We start from the raw sequence: 19,000 nt of genomic DNA, 5'->3' as shown, positions 1-19,000 counted from the left end.
GTGCTACCAGGAGGCGTTCACCCAGACCATGTACTCGACCCGTGTACTCGACGGGCCGCCGCGTGCCGCCTCCCTTCGGCCGGTGCCCGGGAAGCCCAAGGGGCCTCCCGGGCACGCGCGTTCGCGCCGCCGTGGTGGGCCGGTTCAGCGGGTGAGCGGTGCGCCGGTTCAGCGGGTGAGGAGTGCGCGCAGGGCCTTGGCGACCTCGGCCGGGGCCTCCTCGGCCATGAAGTGGCCGTGGTTGACGGAGAGATGGCGCAGGTCCGGCGCCCAGGCACGCCACAGCGCCGTTGCTTCGTAGCCGAGGGCCGCGCCCCAGTCCTGCTGGAGGACGGTGACCGGCATCCGCAGGGTGTTACCTGCGTCGCGGTCCGCCTGGTCGTGTTCGACGTCGATGCCTGCTGAGGCGCGGTAGTCGGCGACGATCGAGGGGACGGCGGCGCGGCAGGCGTCCAGGTAGGCGGCGCGTACGTCGGCGGGGATCGCGTCGGGGTCGTTGGCCCAGATGTCGAGGAAGTGGCCGAAGAAAGCGTCGGCGCTGGCCTCGATCATCTGCTCGGGCAGCCCAGGCGGCTGCGCCATCAGATACAGGTGGAAACCGACGGCCGCCGTCGTGCCGTGCATGACGTCCCACATGTCGAGGGTGGGCAGCACATCGAGGCAGGCCAGATGCGTGATGGTCTCGGGGTGGTCGAGTCCGGCGCGGAAGGCGACGAGTGCACCCCTGTCGTGCCCGGCCAGCGCGAAGCGCTCGTACCCGAGGTGCCGGGCCATCGCCACGATGTCGTCGGCCATCGTGCGCTTGGAGTAGGTACCGGGCCCGTCCTCGGCCGGCTTGTCGCTGGCGCCGTAGCCGCGCAGGTCGGGGCAGATCACGGTGTGGTCGGCGGCGAGGTCGGCCGCGACGTGCCGCCACATCAGATGGGTCTGGGGGAAGCCGTGCAGCAGGACGACGGGGCTGCCGCTGCCTCCGAGTGACACGTTCAGGGACACGCCGTCCGCGACGGGGACGCTCCGTTGGTCGAAGCCGGTGAGCGCAGGTGTCATCGTTCGTTCTCTTTCCGTGGTGAAGCGGGTTGACCAGGTGCTTCCAGCGTGCTGGCCCCGGATGAGCAACAGGTCAGCGCCCTATACCGTGGCGGGGCGGGCGAGGGCCCGGGAGAGGTGGTCACGGGTGCGGGTCGAGTTCGGGGTGCTGGGGCCGGTGACGGCCTGGGACGGCGAGGGGAACCCGATCGCGCTGAAGGGGCCACGGCACCGCGCGGTGCTGGCGAGGCTGATCCTGGCGCGGCGCCGCGTCGTCCCCGTCGCCCGCCTGGTCGACGACCTGTGGGCCGAGGACCCTCCGGCGGGCGCCGTGAGCGCCGTACGCACCTTCGTCGGCGCGCTGCGGCGGGCACTGGAGCCGGAACGGGCACCGCACACCCCGGCCGGGCTGCTGGTCACGGAGGGCCCCGGATACGCGCTGCGCGCCGGCCCTGACGCGGTGGACGCCTGGCGCTTCGAGCGGGCCGTCGCCGCGACGCCGCCACCGGCTGAGGCGCTCGCACGGCTGGAGGAGGCCCTGGGCTGGTGGCGCGGCCCCGCTTACGCGGACTTCGCCGGGGAACCCTGGGCCCGTACCGAGCGCTCGCGGCTGGCCGAGCTGCGGCTGCGCGCCGTCGAACGGCACTCCGAGGCGCGGCTCGCCCTGGGGCTGGCGGCCGAGGCGGTACCCGACCTGGACGCGCATGTGGCCGAGCATCCCTGGCGCGAGGACGCCTGGCGACTGCTCGCGCTCGCGCTGTACCGCGCGGGGCGCCAGGGCGACGCGCTCGCGGTGCTGCGCAGGGCCCGGACGATGCTGGTCGAGGAACTGGGCCTGGACCCGGGACCCGGTCTGCGCCGCCTGGAGGCGGACGTCCTCGACCAGGCGCGACATCTGGAGCTGGAGCCGGGACCTGGCCAGGGTGGGGAGCCGGGCCCAGGCCGGGAGCCGAGTCCTGGCCCGGAGCCGAGTCCTGGCCGGGAGCCAGAGGACCCGGGGGACTCGGAGGGCCCGGGGGACGCCGCTGAACGGGTGTGGGCGCGGGCCGCCGCCGCGTACGACCGCACCGTCGCCTCCGGTGCGCGTGCACGGCTGGAGTCGACGGTGAGCCTGCTGCGCAACCTCGCGGTGACGGGGGCCGGCGGCCTGGAGGCGGCACGGCAGCACCGGCTGGCCGCGGTCACGGCGGCCGAGGAACTGGGCGATCCCGAGCTGACGGCCCGGGTGATCGGCACCTATGACGTGCCCGCGATCTGGACCCGTTCGGACGACCCCGAACAGGCAGCACACCTCGTGGCCGCTGCCGAACGGACCCTCGCCGCGCTGCCGCCGGGCGCCCACGAACCGGCGCGCGCCCGGCTGCTGGCGACGGTCGCCCTGGAGTCACGGGGCACGAACGCGGCGCGCGGGCTCCAGGCCGCACGGCAGGCGGAGGAGACCGCACGCGGTCTGGACGATCCCGCGCTGCTGGCTTTCGCGCTCAACGCCCTGTACATGCAGATGTTCCACCGCACGGGACTCGCGCCCGAACGGGACGCGATCGGGGCCGAACTGATCGCCCTCTCCCTGCGGCACGGACTGGTCGCGTACGAGATCGTCGGCCGCCTCATCCGCGTCCAGGCGCTCAGCGCCCTGGGTGACTTCGCCACGGCCGACGAGCACGCGCACGCGGCGGACCGCCTGGCGGCACGCCACGAACGCCCGCTGGTGAGCGTGTTCACGCAGCTGTACCGCGCCCTGCGCCTCGCCGCGACCAGCACCCCGCCGAAACCCGGCACCCCGCCAGGGCCAGGTACGCCAGCGCCACCGGCGCCAGGTACACCGCCGGGGCCGGGCACATCGCCGGGGCGGTACACCTCGCCCGCCGAGGCGGAGGCGGCGTATCTCGTCGCCGCCGCTCCGCTGTCCGTCTCGGGCATGCCCGGTCTGGAACACGGGCTGCTCCCGCTCGCCCTGCTCTCCCTCCGCCTCCTGCACGGTCTCCCCGCCCAGACGGAGACGACCGACTGGGGTCCGTACGAGCCATGGGCCCGCCCTCTCGTTCTACTGGCCCAGAACCGCGAAGCGGAGGCCGCCGCAACGCTGCGCGCCGTCCCCGATCCGCCCGGCGACCTGCTGCTGGAGGCACTGTGGTGCCTGACGGCGCGGGCGGCGCTCGCGGTCGGTGACCGCGAGGTGATGGAGCGGGCACATCGCGAACTCGCCCCGGCGGGAGGGGAGTTGGCGGGCGCGGGCAGCGGCGTGCTGACGCTGGGACCGGTCGCGGGGTACCTCCAGGCGCTGACCGCGGGCTGAAGTTCCCGTCACATGAACCTCCGTACGCCGTACGGCACTTCACGCGCGAGCCGGGGCCGAGCCGGAGCGGCGCCAGTGCCGGAGCCGCACCAGCGCCGGAGCCGGAGCAGTACCGGAGCCGAGGCCGGAGCAGGGCAGGGGTCGAAGGCAACCGTGCGGCCTGAGGCGGCGTCCGTGTGCGCGGGGCCGAAAATTTGTTCAGGCCAGGACCGATGAGTTTCCACCGCGGCCGTTGTCTACTTCTGTGCGAGACCGGAAACCGAGATAACGGGAGAAATCGCCATGCCCCAGCAAATGATCTTCGTCAACCTGCCCGTGAAGGACCTGGAGGTCTCCAAGAAGTTCTTCACGGAGCTGGGCTTCTCGTTCAACCCGCAGTTCACCGACGACAGCTGCGCCTGTCTCGTCATCAGCGACACCATCTTCTCGATGCTGCTGGACGAGAAGCGGTTCGCGGACTTCGCGACCAAGCCGCTTCCTGACCGCGCCGCCACCACGGGGGCACTGCTGTGCCTGAGCGCCGAGAGCCGCGAGAAGGTGGACGAGCTGGCGGATGCCGCGCTGGCTGCGGGCGGCAGCACGGCGAAGGAGCCGCAGGACCACGGGATGATGTACGGCCGCTCCTTCCTGGACCCGGACGGCCACCACTGGGAGGTCATGTGGATGGACCCGGCCGCCATAGAGGGCTGAGTCGTGGCCGTCACGCGGGGGGCCATGACGGACGAGCAGCGCAAGTCCGTCGCGCTGGAGTACCTGAAGGCTTTCGACAACGGCGGCACCACGAGCACGGGGGCGCCGATCCTCGATCTGTTCGCCGAGGACGCACAGGTGTACTTCCCCAAGTGGGGCCTGGCCGAAGGCAGTTCACAGATCGGCGCCCTGTTCGCGGAGGTCGGCGGAACGCTGCGCGGCATCAAGCACCACTACGCGTCGTTCAACTGGCACTTCACGGGCGGCGACACCCTCGTCGTCGAGGGCACCAGTCACGGCGAGCACCGCGACGGGCCCTGGCGGGCGGGGGTGCCCGAGTGGGGCGCGGGGCGGTGGTGCGACGTGTTCGAGATCCGCGACTTCCTCGTACAACGTCTCTTCATCTACCTCGACCCCGACTACGCGGGCCGCGACACGGCACGCTACCCGTGGCTGCCCGAACCACACTGAGGGACGACGGTTCAGGGGCAACGCTTCACGGAGAACGGTTCACGGACGCAGGGCTTCGTGAACGGGCGGGGCTTCCGGGGGACGTACGGAGTAGCCGGGGGACGTACACGGCCTCCCGAGAAGTACACGGCCCCGGGGACGTACGCGGCTTCCGCGGACGTACGGCTGAGGCGCCCGGCGCGAACTGCCGTGCGGGCAAAGGGCGTACGTGGCACCGCGCGACATGGCGGGCGTACGCGTGCGGCGTTCTGAGGCGCCCTTGCGCCGGGCGTCCGCATGTAGTCGGCTGAGCCCCATGGGGAAGAGGAGCGTTGCCACACTGATCGCCGCCGTTGTCGCGGGATCCCTTCTCACGGGCGCGCCGGGCCCGCGTGCCGAGGCCGCCGAAGCGGGCGCGGGTGGCGCGTCGCCGCCCGGCTCGCCCGCGGGCCCTGGGGTCGATCTCGACACGGTGACGATTCCGGAGCTGCAGGCCCGTATGGCGGACGGCGCACTGACCCCGACGGCGCTGACGCGGGCCTATCTGCGGCGGATCAAGGCCGTGGACCCGAAGATCAACGCGGTGTTGCGCACCGACCCGAAGGCCCTGCGCCAGGCGGCTGCCAGCGATGCCAGACACCGGAACGGCACGGTACGCGGCCCCCTGGACGGCATACCCGTACTCCTCAAGGACAACGTGAACACCCGGGACCTGCCGACGACGGCCGGGTCGCTGGCGCTGAAGGGGACCCCGCCGGACAGCGACGCGGAGCTGGTGACCCGGCTGCGGCACGCCGGCGCCGTGATCCTCGGCAAGGCCAACCTGTCCGAGTGGGCGAACTTCCGCGCGGCGAAGCCGACCTCGGGGTGGTCGGCCGTGGGCGGCCAGACCAAGAACCCGTACGTACTGGACCGGAACCCCTGCGGCTCGTCAGCGGGTTCGGGCGCGGCGCTCGCCGCCTCGCTCGCGCAGGTGGCCATCGGTACCGAGACGGACGGCTCGATCGTCTGCCCCGCCGGGATGAACGGGGTCGTCGGCCACAAGCCCAGCCTCGGGCTGGTCAGCCAGGACGGTGTGGTGCCGATCAGCGCCGAGCAGGACACGGCGGGGCCCATGGCGCGCAACGTGGTCGACACCGCGCTCACCCTGTCGGTGCTCAGCGGCGACACCGCGCTCGGCGGCGGGTCGGCCCTCGCCGACGGCGCCTCGCACCCCGGCAAGCTGCGCGGCAAGCGGATCGGCCTGTGGCGGCTGCCCTCGCTCGGCGACGAGGTGGACGCCGTGATGACCCGTACGGCCAAGAAGCTGCGGAGCGCGGGCGCGAAGGTCGTCGAGGTGACGCCTCCGTACCAGGACCGGCTGGCGGAGCTGGAGTTCCCGGCGCTGCTGAGCGAGTTCCACCGCGACATCAACGCCTACCTCGCCACCCGCCACGGGCCGCAGAACCTGGCCGAACTGGTCGAGTTCACCCGCACGCACCCCGGGGAGCAGACCTGCTTCGCCGGTCAGGAACTGTTCGAGCAGGCACTCGAAGCGCCTCCCACCACCGACCCCGAGTACCGGGCCAACCGCGCCGAGTTGAAGGACCTCTCCCGGCGTTCCATAGACGAGACCATGGCCAAGCACCACCTCGACGCCATCGCCTCACCGACGAACCCGCCTGCCTGGACGACCGACTGCGCCCGCGGCGACAACGACGTGATCCCCTCCTCCACCCCGGCGGCCGTGGCCGGATACCCGTCGCTGTCGGTGCCCGCCGGTTCCGTGGGCGAACTGCCCATCGGCCTGCTCCTGATGGCCGGAGACCGCCAGGACGGCGAACTGCTGTCCCTGGGAGCCGGAGTGGAACACCGCCTCGACGCCTGGCGCGCACCGCGCTACCTGCCGACCACGGGCACCAACGCCTCCCACTGAGAAGTACGCAAGGCCGCACAGCCTGCCGGCCCGCGCGGCGTCGCACGGGGCGCCGGACCTTCGTATCTGCCCAGCACCGGCTGCCGTGCCGGCCAGGCACTCCTCGCCGGCAGACGCAGGTGGCACGACCGCAGCTCCCCCGGCTCCCGCAGCGCGGCGCCGGCGCCCGGGCCGGTGCTGAGGTCTTCGGCCAGGCGTCTCGCCTCCCGTCCGGCCAGGGCCAGGACCACGACCAGGGCTAGGGCTAGGACCAAGGCCGGGACCTCAGCCTTGGCCTTCGCCTTGGCCTGACGCTCCTGGTCGGCGAGCGCGTTCATGGGCAGGCCCTCCGGAAAGTGGAGTCCGATGCGTGACGCTGCCGTCGGGTGAGCGTGCCCCGGGATTGTGCGGCGTTCGGGTGGGCCGCAGGCCATGGGTTCCGCGGCGCGGAAAACCAATGCACCTAGCCCATTTCCTTTCCGTGACACTGCCGTTGAGGCAGCCAGTGCCGGCTTTCCGCGCCCCGCCGCCGAACCGCCCCGCCGATCAGGCGATCAGGCGATCAGGCGGCGAGCTCCGCGTTCCGCGTCAGCGTCGGCGGCCGGTCGCCGGGCACGTCGGCGCGGGTCACCGAGGTGACTTCGGCTCCTCAACTCCTCAGCCGCGCAACCGAATTCCAGGAGCAGCCATGACAATCACTCTCCGGCCGGGAAGCACCGTGATGTTCACCGGCGATTCGATCACGGACTGCCGACGCCTGGAGAGCGTAGAGGGGCTCGGGTCCGGCTATCCGCTGCGCGTCGCGGGCGAGTGGGGGCTCCGGCATCCGGACCGGGCCGTGACCTGGCTGAATTCCGGGATCGCCGGCAACAAGGTGCGGGATCTGGAAGCCCGGTTGCAGGCGGACGTGCTCGAAGCGCGCCCGGATGTGGTGTCGGTCCTCGTCGGCGTCAACGACGTCACCTGGCACACGTTCGACCCGGACGGCCATGTGATCTCCGCGGAGGACTACGCGGCAGGTTACGACCGCCTGCTCGCACCCCTCGCGGGGACCGGGGCCGAACTGATCCTCATCGAGCCGTTCCTGCTGCCCATCGGCGGCACCATCGAGGTCGGCGGCATGCGCCTGGGCGCTGAGGAACGTAAGAAGTGGCGCGCGAGCCTGGACCCGAAGATCCAGGCCGTGCGCGAACTCGCCCACACATACGGCGCGCAACTGCTCGCCGCCGACGGGCTGTTCGCCAAGCTCGCCGCGACGACCGTGCCCGAGCACTGGGCAGCGGACGGCGTCCACCCGACACCGGCAGGTCACGCCGCACTCGCGGCGGCCTGGCTGCGCCTGGTCGAGTAGCGGGCCGGGGGGACGGGCTCTGTCCGGCCGCGGTGGCCTCGGGCCTGGGGCAGGGGGGGCAGGGGCGTCAATCCGGGCGTCGGTCCCGGTCACCGGCCCTGGTCTCCGGGCCTGGTCACCGGCCCCGGTCACCGCCCGGGCTCGGACGCGGGAGGCACGGGCCGCGTGACGTACGCGTGCAGGAGTCCGGAGGCGCGGAGCATCGTGGTGGTGCGGTGGGTGAGTGCCGCGCGGCGCTCGGCGAGGACGGCGCCCAGCGCCTCGGTGCCGCCGGAGTCGCGCAGTTCCCCGAGTACGGGGCGGATGTGCGCGAAGAGGTACCGGCTCTGGCGCAGCAGCTGGACGATGCGTGCCTCGCGGATCTCGTCGGGGCCGAACACGCGGTAGCCGGTGACGGGTTCGCGCCGGAGCGTGAGGAGGCCGGCCGACTCCCAGACGCGGAGGGCCGAGGTGCGGACGCCGAGCCGGGCCGCGACCTCGCCGATGCGCAGTCCCGCACGCGGGACCGGCGGCCCTGTGTCCGCGCCCTGTTCGGCGAGAGCCGTGAGCGCCTCGCTCGCTGCCTGGAGGGAAAGGCGCTGCTCGTGGAGCGCGGCGTGGCCGGCGTTCACGAGCGCGAGGGCGCCCGGAACGTCGTCGGCGTGCACCGCGCGCATGATGCCCCGCGCAGCGTCGGGGCCGTGCCCTGCGGCCAGCGCACGGTAGGTGAGCAGCGCCTCGCGGTGCCTGACGCCGTACACGCGGTAGCCGGAAGCGGTACGGGGCACGGGCGGCAGGACGCCCGCCTCCTCGTAGTTGCGTACCTGCTGGGTGGAGATGCCCGCCGCTCGCGCCAGGTCGACCGGTCGCAGGCGGGTTTCCTCACGGCTCATCGGGTTCCCCTGACGTGGTGCGCTGGGTGGCTTCCGCTCGGGGGAGCCTAGCGCGTTGCCCGACCGTCGGCTTGAAGGTATCCATATGACGAATCCCCGCACGTCAGCGCCGTATCTCGGCAAACCCTCAACAGGAGCTTCAATGGAAAGATTGAAGGCATGGAATCCGACAACGACGCCATCCACATCCGGGGCGCGCGCCTGCACAACCTTCGGAACGTCACCGTCGACATCCCCCGCAACCAACTGGTGGTCCTGACCGGGCTGTCGGGGTCGGGGAAGTCCTCACTCGCCTTCGACACCCTCCACAGGGAGGGGCAGCGGCAGTATCTGGAGTCGCTGGGCATGGTCACCGGGTTCGTCAGCAAGCCGGCCGTCGACGGCATCACGGGGCTCTCTCCCTCGATCAGCGTCGATCAGCATCTGACCAACAACAGCCCCCGCTCGACCGTCGGTACGGTCACCGAGGTCTTCACCTATCTGCGGCTGCTGTGGGCACGCGTGGGGCACCGCCCGTGTCCCGCCTGCGGTAAGCGCATCCCGCCCGCGCACGCGGTGGACGGCGAGGGCAGCACGGACGAGGCGGACGAGACGGCACGCGGGCCCGCGCTGCCGTGCCCGCACTGCGCGGCGCCCGTGCCCGGAACGCTGATGGGCGACTTCTCCTTCAACAAGCCCGAGGGCGCCTGCCCCACCTGTACGGGCCTGGGTGTCGCCTTCCACGCCGACGCGCAGCGCCTCATCGACCACGAACTCGGCGTCTCCGAGGGTGCCGTGCTCGGCTGGCATCCCGTCGTCACCGAACGCAACATCCCCGTACTGCGCGCCGCAGCACGCCACTACGGCCTCACGTTCGATCCCGGTACCCCGGTGAAGGCGCTCGGAGAAGCGCAGCGGGACCTGCTGCTGCACGGCGTCCACAGCCCGGAGTTCCGCCGCCACGTCCCCCCGGGCGAGCCGCCGGCGAAGGTCGCCGAGGGCCGGTTCGAAGGCGTGCTCACCACCGTGCTGCGCCGCTACGCCGAGCGGATCGAGGACACCGAGTACCGCGAGAAGACGGAACGGCGCTACCTGGTGAAGCGGACATGCCCCGACTGCGGGGGAACCCGGCTGCGGCCCGAGAGCCGCGCGTTCACCGTCGCCGGGCTGACCCTGGTCGAGGCGGCGCGACTCTCCCTGGACGACCTGGCGCGCTGGCTGGACACGCTGCACGGTCTCCTCGACGCCAAGGAGTGGAGCATCGCCGAACCCGTCGTCGACGACCTGGACGAACGCGTGCGCCGCCTGGTCGACGTAGGGGTCGGCTATCTGACGGCGCAGCAGGCCACCCCCAGCCTCTCGGCAGGCGAGACCCAGCGGCTGCGGCTCGCGGCGCTCCTCGGCTCAGGGCTCACGGGTGTGCTGTACGTACTGGACGAGCCCACCATCGGCCTGCACGCCGCCGACACCGGACGGCTGACCGGCGTGCTGCGCCGGCTGCGCGACCTGGGCAACACGGTCCTCGTCGTCGAGCACAGCCTCGATGTGCTGCGCGCGGCCGATCACGTCATCGACTTCGGGCCGGGTGCGGGACGCGACGGCGGACGCGTCGTCGCACAGGGCACCCCGGCGCAGGTGGCCGCGACCGAGGGTTCGCTCACCGGCGACCATCTCGCGGGCCGCCTGCGCATGCCCGTGGCGCCCGCGCACCGGGGAGAGGGGCACGCGCTCGTCGTACGCGGGGCCAGGGCGCACAACCTCAAGGACGTCACCGTGCGGCTGCCGCTGGGCCGCCTCGTCACGGTGACGGGCCCCTCGGGCTCGGGCAAGTCGTCGCTGCTGCTCGACACGGTGGACCGCGCGGCACGGCGGCGCTTCCACGGCGCGGGCGAAGCGCCCGGCGCGCACGACCGGATAGACGGCTGGGAGCACCTCGACAAGGTCGTCACGATCGACCAGCAGCCGATCAGCCGCCTGCCGCGCTCGAACGCGGCGACGTACTCCGATGCCTTCACCCCCATCCGCGAGGCGTTCGCCGCGACCGGGGAGGCACGCCAACGGGGCCTCGGCCCGGGGCACTTCTCGTTCAACGTGGCAGGCGGGCGCTGTGAGCGCTGCTGCGGCTCGGGCGTCCTCACCGTCGACATGCACTTCCTGCCGGGTGTCGAGGTGCGCTGCCCCGCCTGCCAGGGGCGCCGGTTCCGCCGCGAGGCGCTGGAAGTGCGGTACGGCGGGCACGACATCGCCGAGGTGCTGGAGCTGACGGTGCGCGAGGCGCTCGCCGTCTTCGCGGAGCTGCCCCGCGCCGAGGCGCGGCTGCGGTGCATGGACGACGTGGGGCTCGGCTATCTGCGGCTCGGGCAGCCCGCGACCACGCTCTCCGGCGGCGAGGCCCAACGGATCAAGCTGGCGAAGGAGTTGGGGCAGCGGACCACCGGGCGCACCCTCTACCTCCTGGACGAGCCGACCACCGGCCTGCACGCAGCCGACACGGCACGGCTCCTCCGTGTGCTGCGGCGGCTTGTCGACGCGGGGAACAGCGTGGTCACCATCGAGCACGACCTCGATGTGGCCCGCGCCTCCGACTGGCTGATCGACCTGGGCCCGGCGGGCGGCGCCGCGGGCGGGCGCGTGATGGCGGAGGGTACGCCGGACGAGATCGCGCGGGTGGCCACGTCCCCTACGGGCGCCTTCCTGCGCTGAGGCGTCCCGCCCGGGCGCAGCAACCTCGCCGCCGCGCCCCGCCCGCCGCGACCGGCCGTCGCGCCCGGCCGGGGGATTTTCGGGGGTGCGCGGGTGCGGCCGTCGCGCCCCCGAGTCCCGTACGGCGCACGATGCGGTCACCGGCTCCCTCCCAGCCTGCGAGGTCCCATGCTCCGCTCCCGTAAGGTCACCGCCGCCGTCACCACGCTCCCTCCCTTCACCGCCCGTATGGCCCGTACCGCCGCCACCGCCCGCACCGCCGGGACCGGGCTCGCCCTCGCCCTCACCCTCGGCCTCGCCCCGCCCGTCGCGCACGCCGCTTCCCCGGGAAACGGATCCCCCGCGCCCGGACCACAGGCACCCGGACCGCGTGGCACGGACACGAGTACGGACACGGACACGCGGCAGGACCGGCACACCGCACCGCGGGGCGGAAGCGGGCACACGAAGTCCGAGGTCCACCGCTTCCTCGCCTCGTTCTACGGCGCCCATGGACCGTCGCCCCAGCAGCGTGAGCGGCACGTGTCCGGCTTCCTCAAGGCCAAGCAGGCGCGGAACCCGGAGCAGGACGTCATCCTGTGCGCGCGGAACACCCCTCGCGCCATCGGAGTCGGCCCCGTCACGGTCGGTGGGCCCTCCGGGTTCGGCTGGGCACCCGTCACCGCGTACTGGGCCGATGGCACGACCAGCACCTCGACCGCCTACGTGGCGCTGGACTCCCAGCCGATCGAGCTGCACGACGTGATGTGCGCCAACTGACCGTCGGTGTACGTCGCTTGAGCCTCGCGCATCCGGCCACCCCGCGGTGCCGCGCGCTCACCCCCGCAGCGCCGCCGGCCGCTCACCGGCGAGCCGGCCGGCGCGGCGGTGCGGTCCCGGCCCGGCGGTGAGGACCGCCTCCCCCAGCACCTCCGGCGTGCGTGCGTCCAGGACTCCCGCTGTCCCGCCTTCGTCGATTCGTCCGTTTCCCGTACGCCGGTACGATGATCTCGCGCCCGGCCATCGGCCCGGCCGCCCCGGGACAGGAGCCTGAACAGGAAACTGGGCAGGAGGCGGCGAGGCAGCACCGGTAGCGACGGGGCAGGACCGGAGGGCACGAAGCAGGGGGGAAGAAGTGAGCACGGCAGCAGCGCTGTTGAGCCTCCAGGGGGTCAGCCGCAGCTTCGGTGAACGCGAGGCGCTCCGGCCCCTCGATCTGGCGGTGGCCCCCGGCGAACGGGTCGCGCTGCTGGGCAGCAACGGTTCGGGGAAGTCCACGCTGCTGCGCATCGCGTGTGGCCGCGACCGGCCGACGACAGGCACGGTGACGTTCGACGGAGCCCCGATGTCCGAGGACGACATCCGCGTACGCGCACGTGTCGCCGTGGTGGGCGACGCGCTCACCTCGTACCCGGACCTCACGGTGCGCCAGCACCTGGAGCTGGTCGCCGTCGCGCACTCCGTCGCCGAGCCCGAGGCCGGTATCGCCGAACTCCTGCGCGCACAGTCCCTGTCCGAGCACGCGGACGCCGTACCCGGCACCCTCTCCTCGGGCCAGACGCAGGCCATGCTGCTCGCCTCCGCCCTGCTGCGCCCCCGCGATCTGCTCCTCCTCGACGAGCCCGAACAGCGCCTCGACCCCCGCGCCCGCGACCGTCTCGCGGAGCTGATCAGCGCCGAGGGCGAGCGCGGTACGGCGGTCCTGTTCGCCACCCACCACCGCGAACTGGCCCGCACCTGCGCCCACCGCGCCCTCCTCCTGGACGAGGGCGCACTCGCAGCCGAGGGAACTCCGGCAGAGGTCCTGGCCACCCTCGACCCCCTGTCCGGCACATGACCGGCCTCGCCTCCGACGCGGCCCGCGCGGAAGCCGGGGCCGAGGCCGACGCCCGAGCCGGGAGCGAGGCGCGGGCCGGGAGCGAGGCGCGGGCCGGGAGCGAGGCGCGGGCCGGGAGCGAGGCGCGGGCCGCGACGCGCCGTACTCTCACGTGGCTCAGGGAGCGGCGGGGGGCCGGCAGGACGCGCAGGCTGGGGTACCGCGTGTACGTCACCACCGTGCTGGTGGCGGGGTGGTACGGGCTGTATGCCGTCGGTGCCTTCGCCGCCGTACGGCAGGGTGCCCCGCTCGCCGGTCACGCCGCGCTGATCGCGCGGGTGCTGCCCTCCGGCCTGGTGCTGCTCGGACTCGCGGCGCTGTTCCTGACCGCGCGGGACGCGCTGTGGCGGGGGCCCGTCACGCCGCCGAGGGCCGATGCGGACTGGCTGCTCGCCCTTCCGGTCCTGCGCGGGCCGCTGCTGCGGCCGTGGTTCGCGCTGTCCGTGTGCGCGTGGACGCTGGCCGCTGTGCTGCTGGGGTTCGCCGGTGCGATGCTGCTCGCCGCCGCCGGGCTCGCGGGAATCGGGGCGCTCACGCTCGCGTGCCTGGTGCCCGCCGTGTGCGTGGGGCTGCTGGCTGTGGCGTGCGCCGTGGTGGTCGAGGGCTCGCGCCGTGCAGCCGCACTCGTGCACCGTTGCACGCCGCTCGCCGGACTGGCGCTGCTCCTGCTCGCGGGGCAGGCCGCGCTCGCCGGTGCGGGGTACCGTCAACTGCCCCTGGAACACGTGCTGTTGTGGTCGGGGCCGTGGGGCTGGGCCGCTCAGCCCGTACTCGCGGCGACGGGGCGTTCCACACCGCTGTGGCAGGGCGCGCTGGCGCTCCTCGTCGCCACGACGGGCGCGGCGCTGGTACACGGCGTCCGCCGCGTGCCCCTCCTGCCTGCGGCCACGCTGCGCGCGCGGGCCCGCGCCGCGAGCGGGGTGGTCGCGGGGCTGCTGGCCGCCGACCTGCGCTCGGCCAAGCTCTCCGCCTCGGGCGCCGGTGGTGCCGGCGCCCTGGACCCCGTGGGCGCCGTGGCCGTGCGGGGCGGTGCGGCAGGAGCCGGTGCAAGGAGAGCGGCACGGCTGCGCCCGCCGCGCTCCCCCGCCCTCCTCGTGCTCTGGCGGGACACCGTGGCACTGTTCGCCGCGCCCCGGCGTCCGGCTCTCGCGGTGGCGCTGCTGCTCCCGGCTGGCGCGTGCGCGCTGCTCGCCGCCGAGACCTCGGGCGTACGTGCCTTCGGCGCCACGCTGGTGGCGGCCACCTGGGGATGCGCCGCCGCCTCCCGCCTGTTGGAGCCCGCGCGGCTGGACGCTGACGACGTGCGCCGTACGGCCTGGTCGCCCCGGCCGCCAGCGCGCCTGGCGCTGGACCATGCGGTGCTGCCCTCGCTCCTCCTGGCCGCCGCCGGTGCGCTCCTCTCCCTGCCGGTTGCCGTTCTGGCGCACCCCGCGGCCCCGTTGGCCGCGCTCGTCGCCGCACCGGTGCTGGTCACGTCCTGTCTCCTCAACACCTACCGTCCGCCGCCGCCCGTCGCGCTGCTCTTCGGCGGCGCGGCACTCGCCGACTTCGGCCCGTTCTTCACCGTCGTATGGAACGTCATAGGCCCCCTCACCGGGATCTTCACCCTGGCCGTCATCTGGTCACTGCCCACGCTCTGGCTCCCCCTCTCCCTCACCTGCGCGCTCACGGCGGCCCTGCTGGTCTGGCTCCACAGGCGGGCGAGCGGTCGGGAATGAGCGGCGCGCGGGGCCGGGTGCCGCGCCGCGCGCGAGTGTGCCGGTGCCCTGACCCCCGGCTCTCCGGGCCCGCTGCCTAGGATGAAGCGGGCCGGAGAACGACCGTTCTTCCCGGTGAGCCGACGCGGCATCCCGCGCTGACGAGAGGCATCCCATGGCAGCACGTCCGCCCTTTCCGCCGTTCGACAAGGAAACAGCGCGCCAGAAGGTGCAGGCGGCCGAGGACGCGTGGAACACGCGTGACCCGGAAAAGGTCGCGCAGGCGTACACGGAGGACTCGGTCTGGCGGAACAGGGACCTGTTCCTGACCGGACGCGAGGAGATCATCGCGTTCCTGCGCGACAAGTGGTCACGGGAGCTGGACTACGCGCTGCGCAAGGAGTTGTGGACGTTCGGGGGCGAGCGGATCGCGGTGCGCTTCCAGTACGAGCACCACGACGCGGCCGGTCAGTGGTGGCGCAGCTACGGCAACGAGCTGTGGGAGTTCGCGGAGGACGGGCTGATGCGCCGCCGCGAGGCCAGCATCAACGATCTGCGGATCGCGGAGGAGGACCGCCGCATCTTCCGCCACCGCTCCCCCACGACGGACCTCCCCCTGGACGCGCGCCCCGGCGCGTAGTGCCCGGCCCCGGTTGCCTGCGGGGCAAGGGCGCCCGGGCAAGCGGGAGTTCAGCTGGCCGGCCCTCCGTCTCCCCGCATCCGGCAGCGGATTGTGAGGGTCCGGTGGCGGTTGCGCGGGGGCGCGGTGGCCTTCGGAATGACGGGTCCGCAGCGACCTGCATATGCCCGTGGCCCACGAACTGATGCGCCGTCACTCGTCGTTCGGGTGTCCGAAGCCCACGTGCGAACGATGATCAAATGGGGCTATGCTGCAACGGGCTCGGAGAGTTGGGGCATCCCCCCAGGCCACCCATGACCTGCTGCCGCCCGGGTCCGCGCCGCGCGTGAGAACCCGCCTGCGGCCCTGTCGAGGTGCCAAGCATCCCTTGTCCTTACGTAATCTTTCGATGATTTGAGGATGCTGATGGTTCGTAGTGAATCGTCACCCGGAGGAAAACGGTCCGGTTCCATCGCCGCGTGGTCCATACCCGCCGTCGTCACGGCGGCGGCAACGATCGTCGCCGCGACGACGGTCATGCCGGAAGCACGGACCGCCGTCATCTGGTGCGGCGTGATCGCGACGGTCGCCGTCGCACTGGTCACGGCCGAAGCCGTCCGCCGGGGACGCGCGCTGGAAGCCCTGCGGGCATCCAGCAGCGAACACATAGCCGCCCTCCAGTGGCATCTGGAACACCAGGAGGCCAGCACGGTGCGGCTCGCCAGGGAGCGGCTTCCCGAGGCGGTCGCCCGGCTTCAGGAAGGCGAGTTCGCCGAGGACGTGCTGCTGTCGACGGCCGCCGAAGGGCAGGGGCTCAGCCCCCAGTTCCACGCCGCGCACGAGGCGTTGCTGCGCTCCGTCGTGGAGGCCGTCCAGGCGGAGGAGAACATGCGCGACTCCGCCCAGCGCGGCGTCGTGAACATCGCCCGCCGCGTGCAGGCCATCGTCCACCAGCAGGCAACCGACCTGCGGGGCATGGAGGACCGGCACGGCCAGCGGCCCGAGTTCTTCGCCGATCTGCTCCGGCTCGACCACGGCACGGCCCTGATCGGCCGCCTCGCCGACAGCATCGCCGTACTCGGCGGGGCACGTCCCGGCCGCCAGTGGAGCAAGGCCGTACCCCTCTACAGCGTGCTGCGCGGCGCCATGTCGCGGATCATCGACTACCAGCGGGTCGAGCTGCACTCCGTCGCCGAGGTCGCCGTCGTCGGCCCCGCCGTCGAGCCCCTCATCCACGCGCTCGCCGAGCTGCTGGACAACGCCACGCGCTACTCGCCGCCCAAGGCCCGCGTCCATCTGACCGCGAGCGAGGTCCACATGGGCATCGCCATCGAGATCGAGGACGGCGGCGTCGGGCTGAGCGAGGAGGCACGGGCACGCGCCGAGCGCATGCTCAAGGAAGCACGCGCCGGGATCGACCTCAACGACCTCGGCGAGGCGCCCCGGCTGGGGCTCGCCGTCGTCGGCCGCGTCGCCCAGGCTTACGACTTCCAGGTTTCGCTGCCGCCCTCCGCCTACGGCGGCGTCCGCGCGGTGCTGTGCGTGCCGAAGAACCTGCTCACCACCGCCCCCGCCTCGGGAAGGGCACACGGCATCGGCGCAGCCTCCGGCCCCCGGCCGGCTCCCCAGAACGGCGCGGCCCAGGCCGGTTCCGACGCCGCGCTCAGCAGCGGTATCCCAGCGCCGCGCTCCTCCTCGGACGCGTACGCGCCGTCCACGGCACCGGCGGCTTCCACAGCGCGCGGCGCCGCCCCGTACACCGCGCCCGGCCGGACGGACGGGCCCGCAGCACAGCCCGCCGGCGGCGCACGGTCCCGGCAGGCCCCCGGATACGCGGGGCACGCAGAGGGCACAGAGAGCGCGGAGGACACAGAGGATCCGATTCCTACCGTGACCGAGCGCACCCCCAGCGGCCTGCCCCAAAGGCGCCGCCGTGCGCCGAACATGCCGTCCCGTACGGGCCAGGGGGACCCGCGCGCGGGAGCGCCCCAGCCGGGACCTGCCGCCGTGGCATCGGAGGAACCGATGCCGGGCGTATGGATGGCCGAACTACAGAGCGGGCTCTCCGGCGCAAAGCCGAAGCAGGCACCTTCCCGCGGTAGTAGCGACACGTCAGACAAGGATGACTAGCCGATGGATCAGCGCGCTGACATGGACTGGATGCTTAAGGATCTCGCGGAGAGCGTCCCGCAGACCCGTCACATCGTGGTGTTGTCCTCGGACGGTTTGTGCATGGCCCGCTATGACACCGACATGGACGCCGCCGACCGGCTGGCCGCGATCGGCTCCGGCCTCCAGAGCCTCTCCGTAGCGGTCGCGACCGAGTTCCCGCACAGCGACGGGCGCATGCGGATGGTCGTCATCGAGGTCAGCGGCGGCTTCATGTATCTGATGGCGGCGGGAGCCGGGGCGCACCTGGCGGTACTCGCCGACGAAGGCGTCGACGCGGGACTGGTCGGCCAGTGCATGCGCGACCTCGTGGCCCGTATCGGCGCCCACCTCACCAGCCCGCCCCGGAACGACGGACCGGTTGTATGAACGACTCCGACGAGGAGTGGGACGAAGGTACGCCCGAGCGGCTGTACGTGATCACGGGCGGCCGGGTCGACTCCAGCGACCGGGCCGGTCTTGACCTGGTGACGCTGATCGTCGCCCGCCAGGATCCGCAGGTCGGCATGCAGCCCGAACTGGCCTCCATCCTGCGGGTGTGCCGGTCGCCGCTCTCGGTTGCCGAGATCTCCGCCTACCTGGTTCTGCCCCCGAGTCTGATCAGCGTGCTGCTCACCGATCTGCTGGCCGACGGACGGGTCGAGGCCCGCACGCCCGACCCGTCGCTCCCCGACATTGCACTGATAGAGGCGGTAATCCATGGACTGCAAAAGCTCTGAGACGGTCGTGGGCCCTCGGAGCGAGGACCGGCTCCCGGCCTCCGCTGCCGCCGCGGTCAAGATCGTGATCGTGGGCGGGTTCGGCGTCGGCAAGACCACGCTGGTCAGGTCCGTCAGTGAGATCAGGCCGCTGACGACCGAAGAGACGATGACGCAGGCGAGCGCGGGCGTCGACGACACGGCCGGGGTCGAACGCAAGACGGCGACCACCGTCGCGATGGACTTCGGCCGCATCAGCCTCAGCGACGAGCTGGTGCTGTACCTCTTCGGCACCCCGGGCCAGCAGCGCTTCTGGTTCCTGTGGAACGGCCTGTTCGACGGCGCGCTGGGCGCCGTCGTACTCGTGGACACCCGGCGCCTGGAGGTCAGCTTCGATGTGATCGGGCGCCTGGAGGAGGCGGGGGTGCCGTTCGTCGTCGCCGTCAACACCTTCCCGGACGCGACCTCGTACCCCACAGAGGAACTGCGCGCCGCCCTGGACCTGCCCGAGAAGGTACCGATCGTGGAGTGCGACGCACGGCTCCGCGAGTCCAGCCGCGACGTGCTGATCTCGCTCATGCGCTATCTGCGGTCCCACGCGCTCGCTCCTGAACCGATGTGACGGCGGGTGCCTGTACGCGGCCCGTTCCCCGCGTACAGGCGCCCTCGCCCGCATACCCGACGCATCCGGTGTCCCGCGT

The 19,000-nt window shown here is 72.8% G+C and carries 16 protein-coding genes; 14 read left to right on the top strand and 2 right to left on the bottom strand.

The window, feature by feature from the left end; genetic code table 11:
- Positions 1–168: 168 nt before the first annotated feature.
- On the bottom strand, positions 169–1,047 hold the full coding sequence (locus tag NMN56_RS03195; RefSeq protein ID WP_274042186.1) for an alpha/beta fold hydrolase: 879 nt from the start codon (positions 1,045–1,047) through the stop codon (positions 169–171).
- A 127-nt stretch (positions 1,048–1,174) separates the two neighbouring features.
- Here NMN56_RS03195 and NMN56_RS03190 point away from each other — a divergent pair, with 127 nt between their 5' ends.
- The 5 genes from NMN56_RS03190 (at position 1,175) to NMN56_RS03170 (ending at position 7,707) form a co-directional block, all read left to right on the top strand.
- Positions 1,175–3,322 (top strand): AfsR/SARP family transcriptional regulator, encoded by a 2,148-nt coding sequence (locus NMN56_RS03190; RefSeq protein WP_274042185.1) that lies wholly within the window; start codon positions 1,175–1,177, stop codon positions 3,320–3,322.
- Positions 3,323–3,604: 282 nt separating this feature from the next.
- On the top strand, positions 3,605–4,012 hold the full coding sequence (locus NMN56_RS03185; RefSeq protein WP_274042184.1) for a VOC family protein: 408 nt from the start codon (positions 3,605–3,607) through the stop codon (positions 4,010–4,012).
- Between the two features lie 24 nt (positions 4,013–4,036).
- Positions 4,037–4,483 carry a nuclear transport factor 2 family protein gene (locus NMN56_RS03180; RefSeq protein WP_274042183.1) on the top strand — a complete coding sequence of 149 codons (447 nt, stop codon included), beginning with the start codon at positions 4,037–4,039 and terminating at the stop codon, positions 4,481–4,483.
- 295 nt (positions 4,484–4,778) lie between these two features.
- On the top strand, positions 4,779–6,377 hold the full coding sequence (locus NMN56_RS03175) for an amidase family protein (protein ID WP_274042182.1): 1,599 nt from the start codon (positions 4,779–4,781) through the stop codon (positions 6,375–6,377).
- Between the two features lie 667 nt (positions 6,378–7,044).
- Complete coding sequence (locus tag NMN56_RS03170; protein ID WP_274042181.1) at positions 7,045–7,707, top strand: SGNH/GDSL hydrolase family protein; 663 nt, start codon at positions 7,045–7,047, stop codon at positions 7,705–7,707.
- A gap of 128 nt (positions 7,708–7,835) precedes the next feature.
- Here NMN56_RS03170 and NMN56_RS03165 read toward each other — a convergent pair whose 3' ends face one another.
- Positions 7,836–8,579 (bottom strand): MerR family transcriptional regulator, encoded by a 744-nt coding sequence (locus NMN56_RS03165; RefSeq protein ID WP_274042180.1) that lies wholly within the window; start codon positions 8,577–8,579, stop codon positions 7,836–7,838.
- Between the two features lie 159 nt (positions 8,580–8,738).
- Here NMN56_RS03165 and uvrA point away from each other — a divergent pair, with 159 nt between their 5' ends.
- The 9 genes from uvrA to NMN56_RS03120 all read left to right on the top strand — a co-directional run bounded on the left by uvrA (position 8,739) and on the right by NMN56_RS03120 (position 18,921).
- Complete coding sequence (gene uvrA / locus NMN56_RS03160) at positions 8,739–11,261, top strand: excinuclease ABC subunit UvrA (RefSeq protein WP_274042179.1); 2,523 nt, start codon at positions 8,739–8,741, stop codon at positions 11,259–11,261.
- A 168-nt stretch (positions 11,262–11,429) separates the two neighbouring features.
- On the top strand, positions 11,430–12,020 hold the full coding sequence (locus NMN56_RS03155) for a hypothetical protein (protein ID WP_274042178.1): 591 nt from the start codon (positions 11,430–11,432) through the stop codon (positions 12,018–12,020).
- A gap of 355 nt (positions 12,021–12,375) precedes the next feature.
- Complete coding sequence (locus tag NMN56_RS03150) at positions 12,376–13,077, top strand: ATP-binding cassette domain-containing protein (protein WP_274042177.1); 702 nt, start codon at positions 12,376–12,378, stop codon at positions 13,075–13,077.
- On the top strand, positions 13,074–14,834 hold the full coding sequence (locus NMN56_RS03145) for a hypothetical protein (protein ID WP_274042176.1): 1,761 nt from the start codon (positions 13,074–13,076) through the stop codon (positions 14,832–14,834). The genes NMN56_RS03150 and NMN56_RS03145 overlap by 4 nt, the downstream gene beginning before the upstream one ends.
- 154 nt (positions 14,835–14,988) lie before the next feature.
- Positions 14,989–15,453 carry a nuclear transport factor 2 family protein gene (locus tag NMN56_RS03140; RefSeq protein ID WP_274042175.1) on the top strand — a complete coding sequence of 155 codons (465 nt, stop codon included), beginning with the start codon at positions 14,989–14,991 and terminating at the stop codon, positions 15,451–15,453.
- Between the two features lie 405 nt (positions 15,454–15,858).
- Positions 15,859–17,562: a sensor histidine kinase gene (locus NMN56_RS03135; protein WP_274042174.1), complete on the top strand. Its 1,704-nt coding sequence runs from the start codon at positions 15,859–15,861 to the stop codon at positions 17,560–17,562.
- A gap of 3 nt (positions 17,563–17,565) precedes the next feature.
- Positions 17,566–17,970, top strand: coding sequence for a roadblock/LC7 domain-containing protein (locus NMN56_RS03130; RefSeq protein WP_274042173.1), 405 nt, complete (start codon positions 17,566–17,568; stop codon positions 17,968–17,970).
- The gene (locus NMN56_RS03125; protein ID WP_274042172.1) at positions 17,967–18,320 is read left to right on the top strand and encodes a DUF742 domain-containing protein; all 354 of its coding nucleotides are present in this window, start codon (positions 17,967–17,969) and stop codon (positions 18,318–18,320) included. The genes NMN56_RS03130 and NMN56_RS03125 overlap by 4 nt, the downstream gene beginning before the upstream one ends.
- Entirely contained in the window at positions 18,301–18,921 is a 621-nt protein-coding gene (locus NMN56_RS03120; RefSeq protein WP_274042171.1) for a GTP-binding protein, read from the top strand. Before NMN56_RS03125 ends, NMN56_RS03120 begins: the two co-directional genes overlap by 20 nt.
- Positions 18,922–19,000 lie beyond the last annotated feature (79 nt).

The sequence above is a fragment of the Streptomyces iconiensis genome, assembly GCF_028657195.3.
In the GTDB taxonomy this organism is placed as follows: Bacteria; Actinomycetota; Actinomycetes; order Streptomycetales; family Streptomycetaceae; genus Streptomyces; species Streptomyces iconiensis.
This window is presented reverse-complemented; position numbering and strand designations above follow the sequence as displayed.